This is a genomic window from Streptomyces sp. V2I9, assembly GCF_030817475.1.
Taxonomy (GTDB): Bacteria; Actinomycetota; Actinomycetes; order Streptomycetales; family Streptomycetaceae; genus Streptomyces.
On record NZ_JAUSZJ010000004.1, the window covers coordinates 46,903 to 63,982 of the forward strand.

The following is a 17,080-nucleotide window of genomic DNA, read 5'->3' on the forward strand; positions in this document are numbered from 1 at the left end:
GGGGTTTCAGTGCGGGGCTGGGGCGAGGTCCTTGGCCAGGAGGTCGTCCAGTTCCGCGTCGGGGTTGCGTACGGTTTCGTGGACGAGGCCGGTGAACTGGGCGGCCAGCGTCTCGATGTATTCCCGGTCGTAGAGGGTGGTGCGGAAGCAGATGGCGCCCTGGAAGCCGCGTGTCGCGGAGACGACCGAGAACGACAGGTCGGATTTGACGACGACTTCGTCGGTGTCGATGGCTTCGACTTGGAGGCCGCAGGGCCACACCTCGGCCCGGGCGGGGATGTTCTCGTAGGTGAACATCGTCTCGAACAGGGCGGTGGGGCGGCCCTCGCGGCGTGAGCCGAGGCGGGCGAGGAGCTGGGCGAGGGGGTAGTCCTTGTTCTCGTAGGCGTCCAGGGCGACGCCCCGTACCCGTTTCAGGAGGCTGCGGAAGGTGCGGTCCTGGTGGGAGTCGATGCGCAGGCCGACGATGTTGACGAAGTACCCCATGGCTTTGAGCAGGGCCATGTCGTTGCGGTTGGCCATGGGGCTGGCCACGACGATGTCGCGTTGTCCGGACATGCGTGCCAGGGCCAGGTGCTGGATGGCCAGCATGAACATGAAGGGTGTGGCGCGTTCCTCGGTGAGGAGTGCGGCCAGGGCGCCGGTGTCGGTGTTCATCTCGAATTCGACCGCGTCGCCGGCGATGGAGGTGAGGGCGGCGGGCGGGCGGCCGGGGGGCGGGGCGAGGGGGGTGGCGCCCTGGAGGGTGCGGCGCCAGAATTCCAGTTGGGCGGTGCTGTCGGGGGACTGCAGCCAGGTGTGCTGTGCGGTGGCGAAGTCCGTGTAGTGGGCGGCGACCGGTTCCACGGCCGGGGTGCGGCCGCGGGTGTGGGCGGTGTAGAACTCTTCGAGTTCTTCCATCAGCAGGTCGACGGAGTGGCCGTCGAAGATGGCGTGGTGGGCCACCATCATGAGGACGTGGTCGTGGGTGGTGCGTTGCAGCAGGCCGGCGGTGAACAGGGGTCCGCGTTCCAGGTCGAAGACGTGTTCGGCTTCCTGGTTGAGCCGGTGGTGGACCGCTTCGTCCTGGTCGGGTACGGGTTCGGGTGTGAGGTGGACGAGGAGTTCGTCGGCGACGTGCTGGCGGGGCCTTCCGTCGACGTCGACGAAGGTGGTGCGCGGTGCCCCGTGGCGGGCGATGACCTGGTTCAGTGCCTGTTCGAGGGCGGGTACGTCCAGTTGTCCGCGCAGGCGGTAGGCGAACAGCATCGTGTACTGGGCCGATCCCCCGGCGAACTGGTCGATGAGCCACAGGGCTTCCTGGCCCACTGACGCGGGGGCGTGTCCTGTCGGGGTCACTGGTCTCCTTGGTGTGGTGTTCCGGGCCGCTTCGCGGGGCGGGGGTCTCAGGTCTCCGGTACGGCGGTGGCGCCGACGGGTCCGGGGGTTCCGGGGCGGCGGGCGGGGAGGGATTTGTAGATCATGCCCATGCCGCCGAGTACGCCGCTGAGGCGGGGCAGCTGTGCGTAGACGGGGTCGCGCTGGAGGATGGCGTCGACCTCCCGCAGGCGCCACATCGGGGTGCGGGGGAAGAGGTGGTGGACCAGGTGGAAGCCTTCGCCGTCCTTCTCGCCGAGGAGGAAGCGGGTGCCCGGTCCGTAGACCCGGTTCCAGGACATGTAGATGTCCATCCGCGGTGCGGTCTCGATGAGGGGGAAGTGCTCCATGAGTTCGGAGACGGCGCCGATCCATACCTGGGTGGTGATCAGGGGGACGAACCAGAGCAGCAGGAGCCACATCCACCAGCCGCCCAGGACCGCCCAGGCCAGGACGGCGGTGAGGAGGGCGACGCGCAGCCAGCGCTCCGATGTCTTCTCGCCCTTGGCGATGATCCGGTGCCGCAGGAGGTAGAGGAGGTAGGAGGCGGTGGCGCGGGGGCTGAGTACCGACCACATGTAGCGGCGCAGGGCGGCGCGGCTGAGGTTGTCCCCGCACAGGGCGTTGTCCTGGTACTGCTTGTAGTCGGGGTCGCGTTCGGGGTCGCCGAGGCGGCCGTGGTGTTCTCCGAGGTGTGAGGCCCGGTAGCCGGTGAAGCTCTGCAGGACGGGGTATCCGCCGAACAGTGCGCCGATGACGTCGCCGGCTTTGTGGTTGGCCATGAACGCGCGGTGGGTGGCCATGTGGAGTACGCCGGCGAGGGCGCGCTGGCGGCCGCCGATGAAGAACACGGCGACCGTGTAGAGGGGGATCGCGGTCCACAGCGGGGTGTGTTCGAAGGCCAGGACGGAGAGGGTGATCCACGCCGCGGTCCACAGGACGTGTTCGGCGACCTCGACGGGGCCGTGCCAGTTGTCCGGGCGGGACGCGGCGCGTACGGCCGCGAGGATCTCGGGTGAGAACCGGTGCCGTTGGGTCCGTTCAGCGTTTTCCACGGTGGTGTCCCTCCTTTTGTTTCTTCGCGTTCGCGGGGTGGGCCGGGCGGGTGGCCGGCATGGGTCAGGGCTCCTGGAGGGGCAGGGTGTCGACGGGGGTGTCGGGGTCGGCCAGTGCTGCGGTCAGGAGGTGGAGCAGGGTGTCCTGCCAGTGGCGTGCGGTGTTCCGGTCGAAGTGGTCGGCGGCGTATTCGACCTCGCCGTCCAGTGCGTCGGGGCTCTGGCGCATGGTCCAGGTCAGGGGCACCTTCGCGGTGCGGGTGTGGAGGAAGTGTTCGCCGATGTCGAGGCCGTCGAGGGTGTGGTGGCTGTCGTGGGGGGTGGACTGCATGGCGAACATCGCGTGGAAGAGGGGTGTGGGGCCGCCGGGGGGCCGGGGCAGGGCTTCCACGACGTCGGAGTAGGGCAGGTCCTGGTGGCTCAGTGCGTGGGCCAGGGCCTGGTCGGTGCGGGCGATGAGGTCGCCGAAGCTCATGCCGGCGGTGAACGGCATGCGCAGGGCGAGGGTGTTGACCAGGTAGCCGATGAGGTCCTCGGTGCCGGGCCGGTTGCGGCAGGCGGCCGGTACGCCGATGACGGCTTCGTCGGTGCCGGCGGTGCGCCGCAGGGTGGCGAAGAAGGCGGCGAGGAGGACGACGGGGACGGTGGTGCCGCGGGAGGCGGCGAGGGCGGTGACGGCGGCCGGGTCGAGGGTGTGGGGGGGCAGGGGCAGGGCGAAGCCGTCGGTGGTGGTGGGGGTGCCGGGCGGGGGCGGGGTGCCGGGGGCCGGGAGGGCGGGGGCCGGGGTGAGGTGGGTGCGCCAGTGGTCGCGTTGTTTCGCGGCCTCGGGGCCGCGCAGCCAGCGGTCCTGCCAGGCGCAGTAGTCGGCGTACTGGAGGGTGGGTTCGGGCAGGGGGCGGCCGGTGTAGAGGGCGCTCAGTTCCCGCCAGAACACGGTGAGGGACCAGTCGTCGAAGACGGCGTGGTGGATGGTGAGCAGCCACAGGTGTTCGTCGGGGCCGGTGCGGAAGAGGTGGGAGCGCAGGAGGGGGCCGGCCGCCAGGTCGAAGGGGCGGGCCGCTTCCTGTTCGGCGAGGCGGGCCGCTTCGGTGGGGCCGGTGGTTTCGGTGAGGGTGGTGTGTACGGGTGTGGTGGGGCGGATGCGCTGCCAGATCTTGCCGCCGTCCGCCTCGAACACGGTGCGCAGTGTTTCGTGGCGGGCGGTGAGGGTGGTGAGGGCGGTGTCCAGGCGGTCGGTGTCGAGGGGGCCGCGCAGGGTGTAGCACAGGGGGATGGTGTAGGCGGGGGCGGCGCGGTGGATCTGGTGGAGGAACCACAGGGCCTGTTGTCCTCGTGCGGCCGGGAGGCGGTCGGTGCGCTCGGTGCGGGGCGGGATCGGCCCGTGGGCGGTGTCGTGTCCGCGGGTGCGGCGTACGAGGGCGGCGAGGCCTGCGGGGTGGGGGTTTTCGCGGAAGGCGGCGAAGGGCAGTGCGGCGCCGGTGACTTCGGCGATGCGGCTCAGGAGGCGGAAGGCGCGCAGGGAGTCGCCGCCGGCGGTGAAGAAGTCCTGTTCGCGGTCGAGGGGGGCGGTTTCCAGGACGTCGCCGGCGAGGAGGCCGAGTACGTGTTCCAGGGTGGTCGTGGTGTTTCCCGGGCCGGCGGGGGCGGGGGTGGGGGGTGTGACGGGGGGCAGTTGGGCGCGGGCGACTTTGCCGTTGAGGGGTGAGCGGGGGATGCGGTCCATCAGGACGAGGGTGTGGGGGACCATGAACTCGGGGAGGCGGTCGGTGAGTTCGGTGCGGATGGCTGTTTCGTCCACGCCGGGGTCGGCTTCGATGTAGGCGACGAGGCGGGAGCCGTAGGGGGGTGTGTCCACGGTGAGGACGACGGCGTCCCTGACGCCGGTGCAGCGGTGGACGGCGCTTTCGACCTGGCCGGGTTCGACGCGCTGGCCGCGTACTTTGACCTGGCGGTCGGAGCGGCCGAGGAAGACCAGGGTGCCGTCGCTCTCGCGGCTGGCGCGGTCTCCGGTGCGGTACATGCGTGCGCCGGGCGGGCCGAAGGGGTCGGGCAGGAAGCGGTCGGCGGTGAGGGCCGGGGAGGCGTAGTAGCCGCGGGCGACGGGCGGGCCGCCGACCCAGAGGTCTCCGGGGGTGGTGTCGGGGACGGGGTCGAGGTCGGGGTCGAGGATGTGGATGTCGGCGTCGGCGAAGGGGCGGCCGATGGGGACCAGGGCGTAGTCGCTGCCGTCCACGGTGCTGTGGGTGTTGCTGCCGTCGGGGCGGTGCAGGGCGACGCTGATCGAGGTTTCGGTGGGTCCGTAGTCGGAGACCCACTCGACGGCGTCCGCGCCGGGAATCTGTGACCAGGCGGTGAGTTTGTCGACGAAGATCTTGTCGCCGCCGATGAACGCGATGCGCAGGGTGGGCGGGAGGGTGACCAGGCCGGCGGTGAGGTCGTCGACCCATTGGTGCCAGTAGGCGCTGGGCAGGCTCACCATGGTCACCGACAGGCGTTCGATCAGGCCGGTGAACTCGTGGCTGGTGAAGCGGCGTTCGGCGGGCATGACGACTGCGGCTCCCGCGCTCCAGGCGGGCATGATCTCTTCCAGGGCGGCGTCGAAGGCCATCGCGGTGAACTGGAGGCTGCGGTCGCGGGGGGAGAGCTTGAGCTGGTCGCGCAGGGACAGGGTGTGGTTGACGAGGCTGTCGTGGGCGACGGCCACCGGTTTGGGCATGCCGGTGGAGCCGGAGGTGAACACGCAGTACGCGAGGTTGGCGGGGCGGATGACGGGCCGGGGTGCGGTGGGGGTGTGGGCGGCCAGGTCCAGGGTGGCGAGGTCCAGGACGGGGATGCCGTCGGGTTCGAGGGCGGCGGGTCCGTTGCGGACGAAGGCGGCGACGTCGGCGTGGCGGAGCATGGTCTCGGCGACGGCGCGGGGCAGGGAGGGGTCGACGGGGACGTAGACGCCGCCGGCCTTCCACACCGCGAGCATGGTCAGCAGGAGTTTCGGGGAGGGGTCCATGCTGACCCCGACCAGCCGTTCGGGCCGGATTCCGTGGCCGGTGAGCGCGTTGGCGAGCAGGTCGGCCTGCTCGTCGAGTTCGCGGAAGCTGAGGGTGCCGCCGTCCCAGACCACGGCGGGGGCGTCGGGGGTCTGCGCAGCCTGCGCTTCGAAGAGGTGGTGGACCAGGGGGCCGGGCATCATTCTCCACACTCCGGATCCAGCGGGGCTGGCTCGGGAAGCTCGGGCTCGGTGATCGGAATCGGAGGTTTCGGACACGAGGGGGTGGAGCGGGGGCGGGAGGGTCCGCCGGGGGAAGAGTGGTGCGCTGTGTGCCGGGGGTGTCAGCGGGACTGCATGGCGGCGCGCAGGCTGGCGGGGCGCATGTCGGTCCACAGTTCGCCGATCCGCTCCAGGCAGGCGGTGCGCGAGGCGGGTTCGCCGACCGGTTCCCAGCCCGCGGGAATCTCCCGCCGGGCGCTCCAGACCGAGTACTGGTCCTCGTGGTTGCGGACGATGACGTAGTGGTCGTCGGTCTCAGACATGGTTGCCTTCCCTCGTCAGTCCGGATCAGCCTGGTGTGCGGCGCGGCCGGCCGGTGCGGCGCGGGCGGTGGCCCGTGCGGCGCGGGGCGCTGCTGAACGTGGCTCGCGGCGACCGGGTCAGGGGCCGTCCGAACTCCCCGGGGGCTACTTCATCAAGGGCGACTTGTCACTGTCAATAGCCTATTGGGCTCGCCGGGCGCACCGTGATCACGGCCCGGACCAGCCTCAATATGTTGCGCGGGGTGCGGAGTTGGTGGTGGGGTGGGGGTCTGCGGGCCCGGTGGGCCCAGGGGCGAGGGGGTACGGGGCGTGATTCCTCGGACGTGCAGGATCGAGCGGTTCTTCGGGGAGTGGGAGTCGGGGGCGGAGCTGCTGGCCTGCGCGTCGGATGTGGACGGTCTGACGCTGGGTGAGGTGCTGGCGCTCGCCGACGGGGAGTGCCTGAAGCTGTGGGAGGGGCTGCAGCTGGGGTACACGGAGACGGCCGGGCATCCGCTGCTGCGTGATCAGATCGCGCAGCAGTACGCGGTGACCGGTGCGGACGGTGTCACGGTGTGCGGGGGCGGTGCGGCGGAGGCGCTGTTCCTGCTGGCGCACGCGCTGCTGGGTCCCGGGGACCACGCGGTGGTGGTGTGGCCGGCGTTCGAGTCCCTGCACCGCATCGCGCCGGCGCTGGGCGCCGAGGTGAGCCGGGTGGAGCTGGACGCGGCGGACGGCTGGCGGCTGGACCTGGACGCCGTACGGGCGGCGCTGCGGCCCTCCACGCGGGCGCTGTTCGTGAACTTCCCGCACAACCCGACCGGGGCGCTGCCCTCGCGCGCGGAGTTCGGGGAGCTGGTGGCGCTGGCCGCGCGGGCCGGGGTGACGCTGGTGTCGGACGAGGTCTACCGGCACCTGGAGTTCGACGGGCGGGACACGTTGCCGGCCGCCTGCGACCTGGACGGGAGCGCGGTGAGCGTGGGGGTGATGTCGAAGGCGTACGCCCTGGCGGGGCTGCGGGTGGGCTGGATGGCCACCCGCAACCGTCAGGTGGCGCGGGCGGCACGGCAGTTGAAGGACTACACCACGGTGTGCGCTTCGGCGCCGGCGGAGATCCTGTCGCTGATGGCGCTGCGCGCGCACGAGGAGCTGGTCGCGCGCAGCAAGAAGATCATCCTGGCCAATCTGGGGCATGCGGAGGCGTTCTTCGCCCGGCATGCGGAGGTCTTCGAGTGGCAGCCGCCGCGGGCGGGGATGCTGGCGTTCCCGCGGCTGCGGCCGCCTGCGGAGGTGGAGGAGTTCATCGGCGCGCTGGCCCGCGAGGAGGGTGTACTGCTGCTGCCCGGCAGTGTGTTCGACACCGATGACAACCGTTTCCGTATCGGGCTGGGGCGTACCTCTCTGCCCCTGGCGCTGGAGCGCACGGACGCCTTCCTCGCCCGCCGGGCGGGGGCCGCGGGGGTCTGAATCGTGCAGGTCGTACCGCCTTTGGGCGGGGCTTGTCTTGTCAAGAGGCCGCTGGATACGATGACGCCGAATCCGCGGTCAGCCGAAGCTAGGTGGGGGAAGGCTGTCAACTATGTCTGTGCGTGAGGAAGATGTCTCCCGGATCTGGGCGGAGGTCATCGGAATTCCGGAAGCCGACATCCACACCAATTTCTTCGATCTCGGCGGCCATTCGCTGCAATTGATGGAACTCTCCGCCCGCCTGAGCGAGGAGCTGGGTGTCGACGCGGACGTTCTCGTGCTGATGGAGCACCCGACCGTCGCGGCGTGCACGGCGCACTGGAACGCCCGGGAGCCTGCCGGTGAGCAGGACTTCACGGGCTCGCGGTCATGAACGGGACGGGGCTGTGGGCGCCGCTGGAGATCAGGCCCGGGGACGTGGGCGCCGGTTCCGGTGCCGGGGGGCTCGCGGCGTATCTGGACTCCGTGGACCTGGAGGCTCTCCTGGTCCGTGAGAAGGCTCTGGTCTTCCGTGGTTTCCAGGTGCCGCAGGACGGGCTCGACGCGGTCCTGGAGCGTCTGCTGCCGCGCCGTATCGCCTATGTGCACGGGAACTCGCCGCGTACGAAGGTGGGTTCGAATCTGTACACGTCCACGGAATATCCGGCGGCCTACACGATCTCGATGCACAACGAGCTGTCGTACGCCCATGCCTGGCCGGCGCGGCTGGTGTTCTACTGCGCGGTCGCGCCCGCCTCCAGGGGTGCGACGCCGCTGGTGGACGGCCGGCTGTGGCTGGAGTCGCTGGACGACGAGGTCCGTGAGGCCTTCGCGGGCGGGGTGTGCTACACGCAGAACCTGCACGGCGGGAGCGGGCTCGGCAAGAGCTGGCAGGACACCTTCGAGACGCGGGACCGTGACGAGGTCGACGCGTTCCTCGCGGGCACCGGGGCGAGGTGGGGCTGGGGGCCGGAGGACGGTCTGAGGGTCAGTCAGGTGCGTCCGTCCACGGCCCGTCATCCCGTGACGGGCGAGGAGGTCTGGTTCAACCAGTGCGACCAGTGGCATCCGGCCGCGCTCGGTGACGAGACGGCGAAAGCGCTGGCACAGATCATGCCGGTGGACGAGCTCCCGCAGTCCGTCACCTTCGCCGACGGCAGCCCGATCCCGGACGCCTACGTCCTGCAGGTCCGTGACCGGGGCCTGGAACACGCCAGGGACGTCGACTGGCACGAGGGCGACGTCCTGCTCATCGACAACATGCTCGTCGCCCACGGCCGCCGCCCCTTCACCGGGCCGCGCCGGATCCTGGTCTCCATGTCGGACTGACCCACCCGCGCCCACCACACCCGCACCCCTGCCGGCCCACGCCCGTGGCCCGCAGCCCTGTGGCCCACGACCCCGCAACCCCGGAGCCCGGAGCACCGGAACCCGCAACCTTGGGACACGGAGTGCCGGACCCCGGAACCCTGGAGTGCCGGACCCCGGCCCCTCGGGACACGGGGAGCCGGAACCCCGGAGCCCGGAGTCCCGGAACCCGCATGCCGGAGCCCCGGACCCCGGAGCCTCGGGATCCGGAGCCCCGGAGCCCGGAGTGCCGGGGGTGCGGGGCCGGGTGCGCCGACCGCCACGACAGCCGAGCCCACGGCGCGTCCCACCGCCCCGCAACCGGAGGCCCCTGCACATGCCCGACACCCTGATCACCGACCGGCCGCGCCCCGCCTCGCCGGGCGGCCACAGCTCGGCCGCGGACTTCACGGTGCCCCCCGGTCCCACGGCGGCGCTCACCGGCCTGGCCCTGGACCACGGGGCCACCCTGGACGACACCCTGCTGACCGCGTACGCCACCCTCCTGGCCCGGCACACCCGCCGGTGGGACCTCCCCGTCGCCGTCCCCCGCCGGCGGCCCGGACACCCTGAACCCACCCCCACCGCGGCCGACTTCACCGACCCCGTCGTGCTGCGCTGCGCCCTGCGGGCCCGGGACCCCTTCACCGAGGCCCTGGCCGCGGTCCGCGACCTGTGCCGCACGGCACACGCCCAGACCCCGCCCGCCCCGCACCCGGCTCCCCCCGCCGAAAAGCACACCACCGCCACCACCGCCACCACCGGCACCGGCGCCTCCGACGGCGACGGCGACGGCGACGGCGACGGCGGGCAGTACCACTTCGCCTTCGTCTTCCACCAGCAGGAAACGGCCGCGGAAGCCGCACTCGCACCGCGCACCGACCTCACCCTGGTGATGCACCGCACGGCCGACAGCACCCTGCACGGCGCGTTCGTCTACGACACCGCCCTGTTCACACCCGCCACCGTCCGGTTCCTGGCCGCCCAGTTCCGCCACCTCCTGGAAGCCGTCGCCGCCGACCCCGGCACCGCACCGGCCGCACTCCCCCTCACCCCCCGCGCCGAAGCACAGCTGGTGGACGCATGGTCGGCCGGGCAGGGGCCGGTGAACGAGCTGCCCGTGCCCGACATGATCGGACAGCAGGCCGCACGGCAGCCCGGCACACTCGCCGTGACGGGCACCGACGCCTCACTGACCTACGGGGAACTGGACGAGCACGCCAACCGCCTCGCCCACCACCTGCGAGCAACAGGGGTGGGCCCGCAGTCGGTGGTCGGCGTGCTGATGGACCGCTCCGCCGCACTGATGGTGTCCCTGCTGGCGGTATGGCGGGCCGGCGCCGGATACGTACCGCTGGACCCGGCGCTGCCGCCGCAGCGGGCGGCCGGCATGCTCGCGGACGCCGGAGCCCGGGTCCTGGTCACACGGGGCGGCACCCCGCACGCGTTCGACGGCACGGTGGTCGACGTGGAACACGACGCCGCCGCGATCGCCGCACACCCCCCCACACCCCCGCACCCCGCGGCCGGCCCCGACCGGACGGCGTATGTGGTGTTCACCTCCGGCTCCACCGGCCGCCCCAAAGGAGTGCTGGTCACCCACCGCGGCCTGGCCAACCACGTGGGCTGGGCCGTACGCGAACTGGCCGCCCGCGGCACCGGCGGAGGCGCGGTGTTCTCCTCCGTCGCCTTCGACCTGGTCGTACCGAACCTGTGGGCGCCGCTGTGCGCCGGGCAGCGCGTGGTGCTCCGCGGCCCGGACACCGGGCTGGACGAGCTGGGCGGCTGGCTGGTCGAACACGGCCCGTTCAGCTTCCTGAAACTGACACCGGGCCACCTCGAGATCCTCTCCCACCAGCTCACCCCCCAGCAGGCCGGAGACCTGGCCGGCGTCGTCGTCGTCGCGGGCGAAGCACTGCCGGGCACCCTGGCCGCCCGCTGGGCGAACTGGCTCGGCGAGGGCCGGCTCATCAACGAGTACGGGCCCACCGAGACCACCGTCGGCGCCACGGTCCACCCCGTGCCCCCGGACACACCGGCGGGCCAGGTCGTACCGATCGGGCGCCCCCTGCCCGGCATGCGCGTGCACGTGCTGGACGAACACATGCGGCCCGTACCGGTCGGCGGACTGGGCGAACTGTTCGTCGGCGGCACCGGAGTGGCCCGCGGATACGTCGGCCGCCCGGAACTGACGGCCCAGCGGTTCCTGCCCGACCCCTACGGCCCGCCCGGCTCCCGCCTGTACCGCACCGGGGACATGGTGCGGTGGAACACCGAGGGCACGGTCGAGTTCCTGGGCCGCGCCGACGACCAGGTCAAGATCCGCGGCTACCGGGTCGAGCCCGCCGAGATCGCCGCCGCGCTCACGAGCTGCCCCCTGGTCACCGAAGCCGTGATCACCCCACGGGAGGAGAACGGCGAAACACAACTGATCGCCTACTACATCCCCGCCACCACACCCGGCACCACGGGTGCGTCCGGCAACACGGCAGGCACGCCCGGCAACACGGCGGGAGTGCCCGGCAACACGGCGGGAGTGCCCGGCAACACGGCAGGCACGCCCGGCAACACGGCGGGTGTGCCCGGCAGCACGAGTGCATCCGGCACCACGGGGGTGTCCGGCAGCACGGCGGGTGCGTCCGGCAGCACGGGTGCGTCCGGCAGCAGCACGGTGGGTGCGTCCGGCGGGGAACTCGCCGCGTACCTGGCCGAGTTGCTGCCCGAGTACATGCTGCCCGCCGCCTACGTCGCGCTGGAAGCGATCCCCCTCAACGCCAACGGCAAGGTGGACCGCAAGGCCCTGCCCGCCCCGACCGCCCCCCGGGACACGGTGCAGGACGCCCCCGCCACCCCCACCGAACAGCGGCTGGCACAGATCTGGAGCCGCGTCCTGGGCCGGGAACAGGTCAACAGGACCGACAGCTTCTTCGCACTGGGCGGACACTCGATCCTGGTCGTCCAGGTCATCGCCGCCGCCCGCGCGGAAGGACTCCCCCTGTCCGTCGTCATGCACTACAAGACCCGGAACCTGGCAGAACTCGCCGCCACACTCGACGCAGCGACAGCCACCCCCTGAACACCGCACCCCCGGCCACCCGACCACCACCCACGACACAACCAGCGACCCCACCGACGACAGCACCCGGCCACAACCCCCCGCACACCCCCCGGGAAACCCACGACCCCGCCCACGGCAGCACCCGGCTGCGAAAGTCCGGGCACCACCCGGGGAAACAGACCGCCCCACCCGCGGGCAGCACCAGGCCGCAACGACCCCCATGCCCCGGGCAGCAAGCAACCCCGCCCGGGGGGGGGCAACACCCGGCCGCCACGGCTCGGGCAGCACCCACGCACCAGGCTGCCTCACCGGCGGCAGCACCGGGCCGCAACGGCCCCCATCCCCTCAGGCGGCAGGCCTCAGGCGGCAGGCAACCCCGCCCAGGGGCAGCACCCTGGCTGCACCAACTCGGGCAGCACCTGGGCGGCAGGCGGCCCCGCCTAGGTTCTGTCCGGCGGATCATGTGACCTTCCGACTGGTCGCTCGTTGGTCCGGTCATGGGTCGGGGGGATTTGACGAATCGCGAGTGGTCGTTACTGGAACCGCATCTGCCACCTCTGGGTGGCCGGGGCGGTCGGTGGAACGACCACCGCACCGTGGTCAACGGGATGCTGTTCCGGATCCGAACCGGTGTCCCGTGGCGTGACCTGCCGGAACGCTACGGCTCGTGGAAAACCGTTTACGAACGGCATCGCCGCTGGTCGGCGGACGGCACCTGGGACCGGATCCTGCATTCGGTCCAGGCCGACGCCGACCTGGCGGGGCGTGTCGACTGGTCGATGGTCGGCGTCGACTCGACGTCCTGCCGGGCCCATCGGCACGCGGCCGGCGCACGCAGGACCCGGCCGCGGGTCCCGAAAAAAGGACGACGCCCCGGCACCACCGCCCCGACGAGGGACTCGGACGGTCCCGGGGCGGCCTGACCTGCAAGATCCACCTCGCCGGCGAAGGCGGCTGCCGCCCCATGGCCCTCCTGCTCACGCCGGGACGGTGGGGCGACGCACCGCAGATGATCGAGGTCCTGGACCGGATCCGAGTTCCGCGGCCGCTTGGCGGAAGGCCCCGGACCCGGCCGGACCACGTCAGCGGCGACAAGGCATACAGTTCCCGCCGAAACCGCCGCTACCTGCGAAGACGCGACATCCGGCACACGATCCCAGAACCGAAGGACCAGCGGGCCAACCGCCGCCGCAGGGGCAGCAACGGGGGCAGGCCCGCCGGCTTCGACCCCGACCACTACCGGCGCCGCAACGAGGTCGAGCGGACCATCAACCGGCTCAAGAACTCCCGCGCGGTCGCCACCCGTTACGACAAGAGGGCCTACGTCTTCCACGGCACTGTCACCGCCGCAGCGATCCGACTCTGGCTCCGTCAGTGATCCGCCGGACAGAACCTAGGGGCAGCACCGGGCTGCGGCGGGCTCAGGCGTCACCCAGGAAGCGGGCCACCTCGCTGACGACCGGGGCCTTCAGGAAGGAGTGGTGGTCCCCCTTCACCACCGTCCGGCGGGCACCGGTACGGCTCAGCGCGGCCCAGCGCGCGGAGTCCTCGGGGAACATCGACCCGTCCGGGAACAACAGACGCAACTCAGCGTCGACGGGGCCGCTCGGACGGTAGTGCCGCACCGCACGGGCATGCGCGCAGAAAACCGCGAAACGCCGCTCCAGGTCCTCACGCACGAGCGGCAGGTACTTGCTGTGCGGGTCACCGGCCACGGCGACGGCCAGCCACCCCAGCGGGTCACCGTCCGCGTCCTGCGGCATATCCCAGCCCAGCGACCCCGCCACGTCCTCGGCGAACGCGACACGCAGCGCCGGGGTCCCCACCTCCCCCGCACCCTCCGGCTCTCCCCAGGGACGGTCGAACGGCGAGTCCATCAGCGCCACGAACTCGACCCCGACCCCCCGGCGTTCCAGCTCCCGCGTCATCTCGAACGCCACGATGCCGCCCATCGACCAGCCCGCGATCCGGTACGGACCCTCGGGCTGCGCCCCGCGCACAGCGGCCACATAACGCTCCACCATCTGCGCCAGCCCCGCGACCGGTTCACCCTCGGAGATACCGAACGCCTCGATACCCGTCACCGCACAGGTACCGGCCAGCTCCTTCGCCAGAGCACCGTAGGCGTTCACGGTCCCGCCGACGGCATGGACGAGGAACAACGGCCGGCCGGCCGCGTCCCTGCCCGTCAACGACACAAGACGTGCGGCGGCCTGACCTGTTTGCCGATCGGACATCTGAAGCCTCACTGTCCCTGGTATACGGAATGGACGAGCTGCACGCGGTCACGCGGTCACACGGTCACACGGTCACGCGAAGATACCGGCCGAGAGAGAAACTCTCAGCAGCGGCAGGACACAGAAGAAAAAGCCCTCAACTACGGCAAGCGTGAAGGGGCCCGCTCAACTGCGGCACGCACGGAAGGATCCCACTCAACTGCGACCGGAGCAGAAGGGGGTCCCCCTCACCGGCGCCAGACACGAAGAGGTCCCCTCAACAGCGACAGGAGCAGAAGGGAGTTCCCCCTCAGCGGCGGCAGGCACGAAGAGGCCCTCTCAGCGGCGACAGACACGAAAGGGCGCCCCCTCAACTGCGACAAGCACGGAAGGGGAAAACCTCACCGGCGGCGGTGCGAAGGGGTCCCCCTCACGGCGGCAGACGCGAAGAGCTCCCACCTCACCGGCGGCGGTGCGAAGGGGTCCACCTCACGGCGGCAGGCGCGGGGGCTCTCCTCACCGGCGGCAGACGCGAAGAGCTCCCACCTCACCGGCGGCAGACGCGAAGGGTTTCCCCCTCACCGGCGGCAGACGCGAAGGGTTTCCCCCTCACCGGCGGCAGACGCGGAGGGTTTCCCCCTCACCGGCGGCAGGGGCGGGGGGCTCCTCAGCGGGTGCGGGTGCGGGGGCGGGTTTTCATGCGGGGCAGCGGTACCGCCCGCAGTTCGCGTTCCAGCAGCTTGAGGCCGCCGATGTTCCGCAGCGCGGGCAGTTCCTCGAGCATCTCCAGGAACCTCTGCGCCCACAGGGTGTAGTCCGGGAAACGCTCGATCCGGCGGGCGAAGCCCTTCTTCCGCCACGACCACGGCTTGATGCCCGCGTAATGCAGCCCGCGCGCCGACTCGATCGACGGGTACCCGTAGAAGACGGAATAGCTCGGGTCCAGGCTGGTCCACCGCCCGGACCAGAAATACGTGGCCGCCTGCTGGTCCGTCCACGCCCAGCGGTTGCGCACCATGTCACGGACCTCGCCCTCGTCCACCCACCGCATGAACGTGTCATAGGTCGACATCGACGGCTCGAGCAGCAGCAGCGAGGCGTTCACCCCGTAGTTCTCGTAGTCCACCGCCACCCGGTCGGTGATCTCCCGCGGGACCGGCGCACCCGGAGGACAGATCCCGTCGTAGACGTCGTGCCACACCCATTTCCCCGTCCGGAGCGCGTCCGGCCGGGGAATCAGCTTCCCGTCGGCATCGATGTCCGCCATGTGCTCACGGCGCTCGTTCACGATTCCCGCAGGCGCGGAAAGACTCCAGATGTCATCGAAATCCCGCACAGGAAAAAGATCGGCATCAATATTCACGATCTTTTCGTAGGAGCACCCGAAATCCCCGTCCGGTCCCAGACGCAGAGAAGCGAAACGTGTCAGAGCCGCACCCTCGACCCGTGCGGACCCCGTCCGCGGCGCACCCGAAGCGGATTCCTCGAGATATCCCGGAAGCGGGATCTCGTCAACGGGCAGCACCTTGTCGTACACCAGGCGAAGAGCATCGCGTGCACGGCCCGAAACATCTTTCGTGACGAGACAGACCCGGTCCGAACGGCTGCCCTGGACCTTCAGCCCGTACGCCGCCATCAGACACCCGGGAAGATAACTGTCGTTGAACATCAGGAACGTCACGAACGCCCGCCGATTCGGCTTCGGAATCGACTGCCGCTGATTTCGCGGAGCACACGTGCTCGCGTCCGTGTCGGGCATTACCGTCGACTCCCTCGGTCCACTTCATGATGAAGAATATGCCGGGGCAGTTTACCATTGCGCCGTGCTTCGGCCGCGCGGCCCCGCCACCGCTCGCGTACCGGGCGGCCCCCGCCGCCACCGGCACGGCCGGCCCGGTACGGGCACCGGACGGAACACCCCCGGAGCGGCATACCGGAAATGCCGCCCAATACAGCATGAATCGGACGGAGCAGAGTGACAACGAGCAGGAGTTGCGTCGTGATCGGCGCCGGTCTGACGGGCGCCACCGTCGCCTCGGAACTGACCCGCCACGGCTACCGGGTCCGCGTCTACGAACAGGCCGACGTCGTCGGCGGACACGTCCGCACCGAATGGCTCAGAGGAATTCCGTACGAACCCCACGGAGCCCACATCTTCCACACCGACGACACCGAGGTCTGGAACCTCGTCACCCGGCACGCCCGCTTCCTCCCCTACGAACACCGCGTCACCATCCGCGTCCGCACCCACCAGCTCAGCTGGCCCCTCCAGAGAAGCGAACTCCACCAGCTCGAGGAATGGCCCCTCATCGAAAAAGAACTCGCCGCGCTCCCCCCCGAACCCGACCGCACGAACTTCGAAACGTACTGCCGGTCCCTCATGGGCCGGACCCTCTACGACCTCTGCATCCGCAACTACACCACCAAACAATGGGGCCGCGACCCCGAAACCCTCTCCGCGTCCGTCGCCCACAACCGCGTCGAACTCCGCGACGACGACCACCGCGGCCTCTTCCGCGACCGCTACCAGGGATGGCCCGAAAACGGATACGCCGAACTCGTCGAATCACTCCTCGACCACACCGAAACCCACCTCGGCACACCCATCACCCACACCGACCTCAACGACATCACCCGCCCCGGAGAACCCGTCGTCATCACCTCCGCCCTCGACGACTTCTACAACACCGAAGAAGGCCCCCTCGAATGGCGGGGCGTCCGCCTCGAAAGCCAATACCTCCCCCACACCACACTCCACCAACCCTCCATGGTCACCAACGAACCCGACCTCGACACCCCCTGGACCAGAACCATCGAAACGAAATGGGCCCTCCCCCACCTCCACCACACCCCCGGCACCATCATCATGCGCGAACACCCCGGAACAACCGCGAAACACTACCCCGTCCCCGACAACACCAACACCAACAAAACCCTCCAAACCATCTACGAAAACAAACTCACCACCCACACCAGAAACCCCCTCACCACCGCAGGACGCCTCGCCACCTACCGCTACATCAACATGGACCAAGCCATCCGCCAAGCCCTCGACACCGCCCACCACATCACCCAAAACCACCCCTAAAACCCAC

General features: G+C 70.6%; 12 protein-coding genes. 6 read left to right on the plus strand and 6 right to left on the minus strand.

What is annotated here, in order from left to right; translation table 11 throughout:
- Positions 1-6 precede the first annotated feature (6 nt).
- From QFZ71_RS30325 to QFZ71_RS30340, 4 genes are all read right to left on the minus strand, one after another.
- Positions 7-1,338 (minus strand): condensation domain-containing protein, encoded by a 1,332-nt coding sequence (locus QFZ71_RS30325; protein ID WP_307671703.1) that lies wholly within the window; start codon positions 1,336-1,338, stop codon positions 7-9.
- Between the two features lie 47 nt (positions 1,339-1,385).
- Entirely contained in the window at positions 1,386-2,411 is a 1,026-nt protein-coding gene (locus QFZ71_RS30330) for a fatty acid desaturase (protein WP_307671704.1), read from the minus strand.
- A 64-nt stretch (positions 2,412-2,475) separates the two neighbouring features.
- Positions 2,476-5,598, minus strand: coding sequence for an amino acid adenylation domain-containing protein (locus tag QFZ71_RS30335; RefSeq protein WP_307671705.1), 3,123 nt, complete (start codon positions 5,596-5,598; stop codon positions 2,476-2,478).
- A gap of 140 nt (positions 5,599-5,738) precedes the next feature.
- Positions 5,739-5,939, minus strand: a complete 201-nt coding sequence (locus tag QFZ71_RS30340; RefSeq protein ID WP_307671706.1) for an MbtH family NRPS accessory protein — start codon at positions 5,937-5,939, stop codon at positions 5,739-5,741.
- A gap of 309 nt (positions 5,940-6,248) precedes the next feature.
- On the opposite strand from QFZ71_RS30340, the gene QFZ71_RS30345 reads away from it, so the two are divergent.
- The 5 genes from QFZ71_RS30345 to QFZ71_RS30365 all read left to right on the plus strand — a co-directional run bounded on the left by QFZ71_RS30345 (position 6,249) and on the right by QFZ71_RS30365 (position 13,147).
- Positions 6,249-7,385: a pyridoxal phosphate-dependent aminotransferase gene (locus QFZ71_RS30345; RefSeq protein WP_307671707.1), complete on the plus strand. Its 1,137-nt coding sequence runs from the start codon at positions 6,249-6,251 to the stop codon at positions 7,383-7,385.
- A 112-nt stretch (positions 7,386-7,497) separates the two neighbouring features.
- A complete protein-coding gene (locus tag QFZ71_RS30350; RefSeq protein WP_307671708.1) occupies positions 7,498-7,758 on the plus strand; it encodes an acyl carrier protein in 261 nt (86 codons plus the stop codon).
- Entirely contained in the window at positions 7,755-8,693 is a 939-nt protein-coding gene (locus tag QFZ71_RS30355) for a TauD/TfdA family dioxygenase (protein ID WP_307671709.1), read from the plus strand. Before QFZ71_RS30350 ends, QFZ71_RS30355 begins: the two co-directional genes overlap by 4 nt.
- A gap of 355 nt (positions 8,694-9,048) precedes the next feature.
- Positions 9,049-11,787, plus strand: coding sequence for an amino acid adenylation domain-containing protein (locus QFZ71_RS30360; protein ID WP_307671710.1), 2,739 nt, complete (start codon positions 9,049-9,051; stop codon positions 11,785-11,787).
- Between the two features lie 479 nt (positions 11,788-12,266).
- Positions 12,267-13,147, plus strand: a protein-coding gene (locus QFZ71_RS30365; protein ID WP_307671711.1) for an IS5 family transposase whose coding sequence is annotated in 2 segments (ribosomal slippage) — positions 12,267-12,627 and positions 12,627-13,147 — 882 coding nt in all. Because the reading frame shifts where the segments join, the coding sequence is not laid out codon by codon here.
- Between the two features lie 43 nt (positions 13,148-13,190).
- Here the strand turns inward: QFZ71_RS30365 and QFZ71_RS30370 are convergent.
- Positions 13,191-14,006 (minus strand): thioesterase domain-containing protein, encoded by an 816-nt coding sequence (locus tag QFZ71_RS30370; protein WP_307671712.1) that lies wholly within the window; start codon positions 14,004-14,006, stop codon positions 13,191-13,193.
- Positions 14,007-14,652: 646 nt separating this feature from the next.
- Entirely contained in the window at positions 14,653-15,744 is a 1,092-nt protein-coding gene (locus QFZ71_RS30375; RefSeq protein ID WP_307671713.1) for a glycosyltransferase, read from the minus strand.
- Positions 15,745-15,984: 240 nt separating this feature from the next.
- Here QFZ71_RS30375 and QFZ71_RS30380 point away from each other — a divergent pair, with 240 nt between their 5' ends.
- The gene (locus QFZ71_RS30380) at positions 15,985-17,073 is read left to right on the plus strand and encodes a UDP-galactopyranose mutase (RefSeq protein ID WP_307671714.1); all 1,089 of its coding nucleotides are present in this window, start codon (positions 15,985-15,987) and stop codon (positions 17,071-17,073) included.
- The last annotated feature ends 7 nt before the right edge of the window (positions 17,074-17,080 follow it).

Bases quoted from the DNA above. Each gene is read 5' to 3' on its own strand.
- QFZ71_RS30335 (WP_307671705.1), bottom strand. From the start codon at position 5,598: ATGATGCCCGGCCCCCTGGTCCACCACCTCTTCGAAGCGCAGGCTGCG.
- QFZ71_RS30370 (WP_307671712.1), bottom strand. From the start codon at position 14,006: ATGTCCGATCGGCAAACAGGTCAGGCCGCCGCACGTCTTGTGTCGTTG.
- QFZ71_RS30360 (WP_307671710.1), top strand. From the start codon at position 9,049: ATGCCCGACACCCTGATCACCGACCGGCCGCGCCCCGCCTCGCCGGGC.
- QFZ71_RS30350 (WP_307671708.1), top strand. From the start codon at position 7,498: ATGTCTGTGCGTGAGGAAGATGTCTCCCGGATCTGGGCGGAGGTCATC.
- QFZ71_RS30375 (WP_307671713.1), bottom strand. From the start codon at position 15,744: ATGCCCGACACGGACGCGAGCACGTGTGCTCCGCGAAATCAGCGGCAG.
- QFZ71_RS30340 (WP_307671706.1), bottom strand. From the start codon at position 5,939: ATGTCTGAGACCGACGACCACTACGTCATCGTCCGCAACCACGAGGAC.
- QFZ71_RS30355 (WP_307671709.1), top strand. From the start codon at position 7,755: ATGAACGGGACGGGGCTGTGGGCGCCGCTGGAGATCAGGCCCGGGGAC.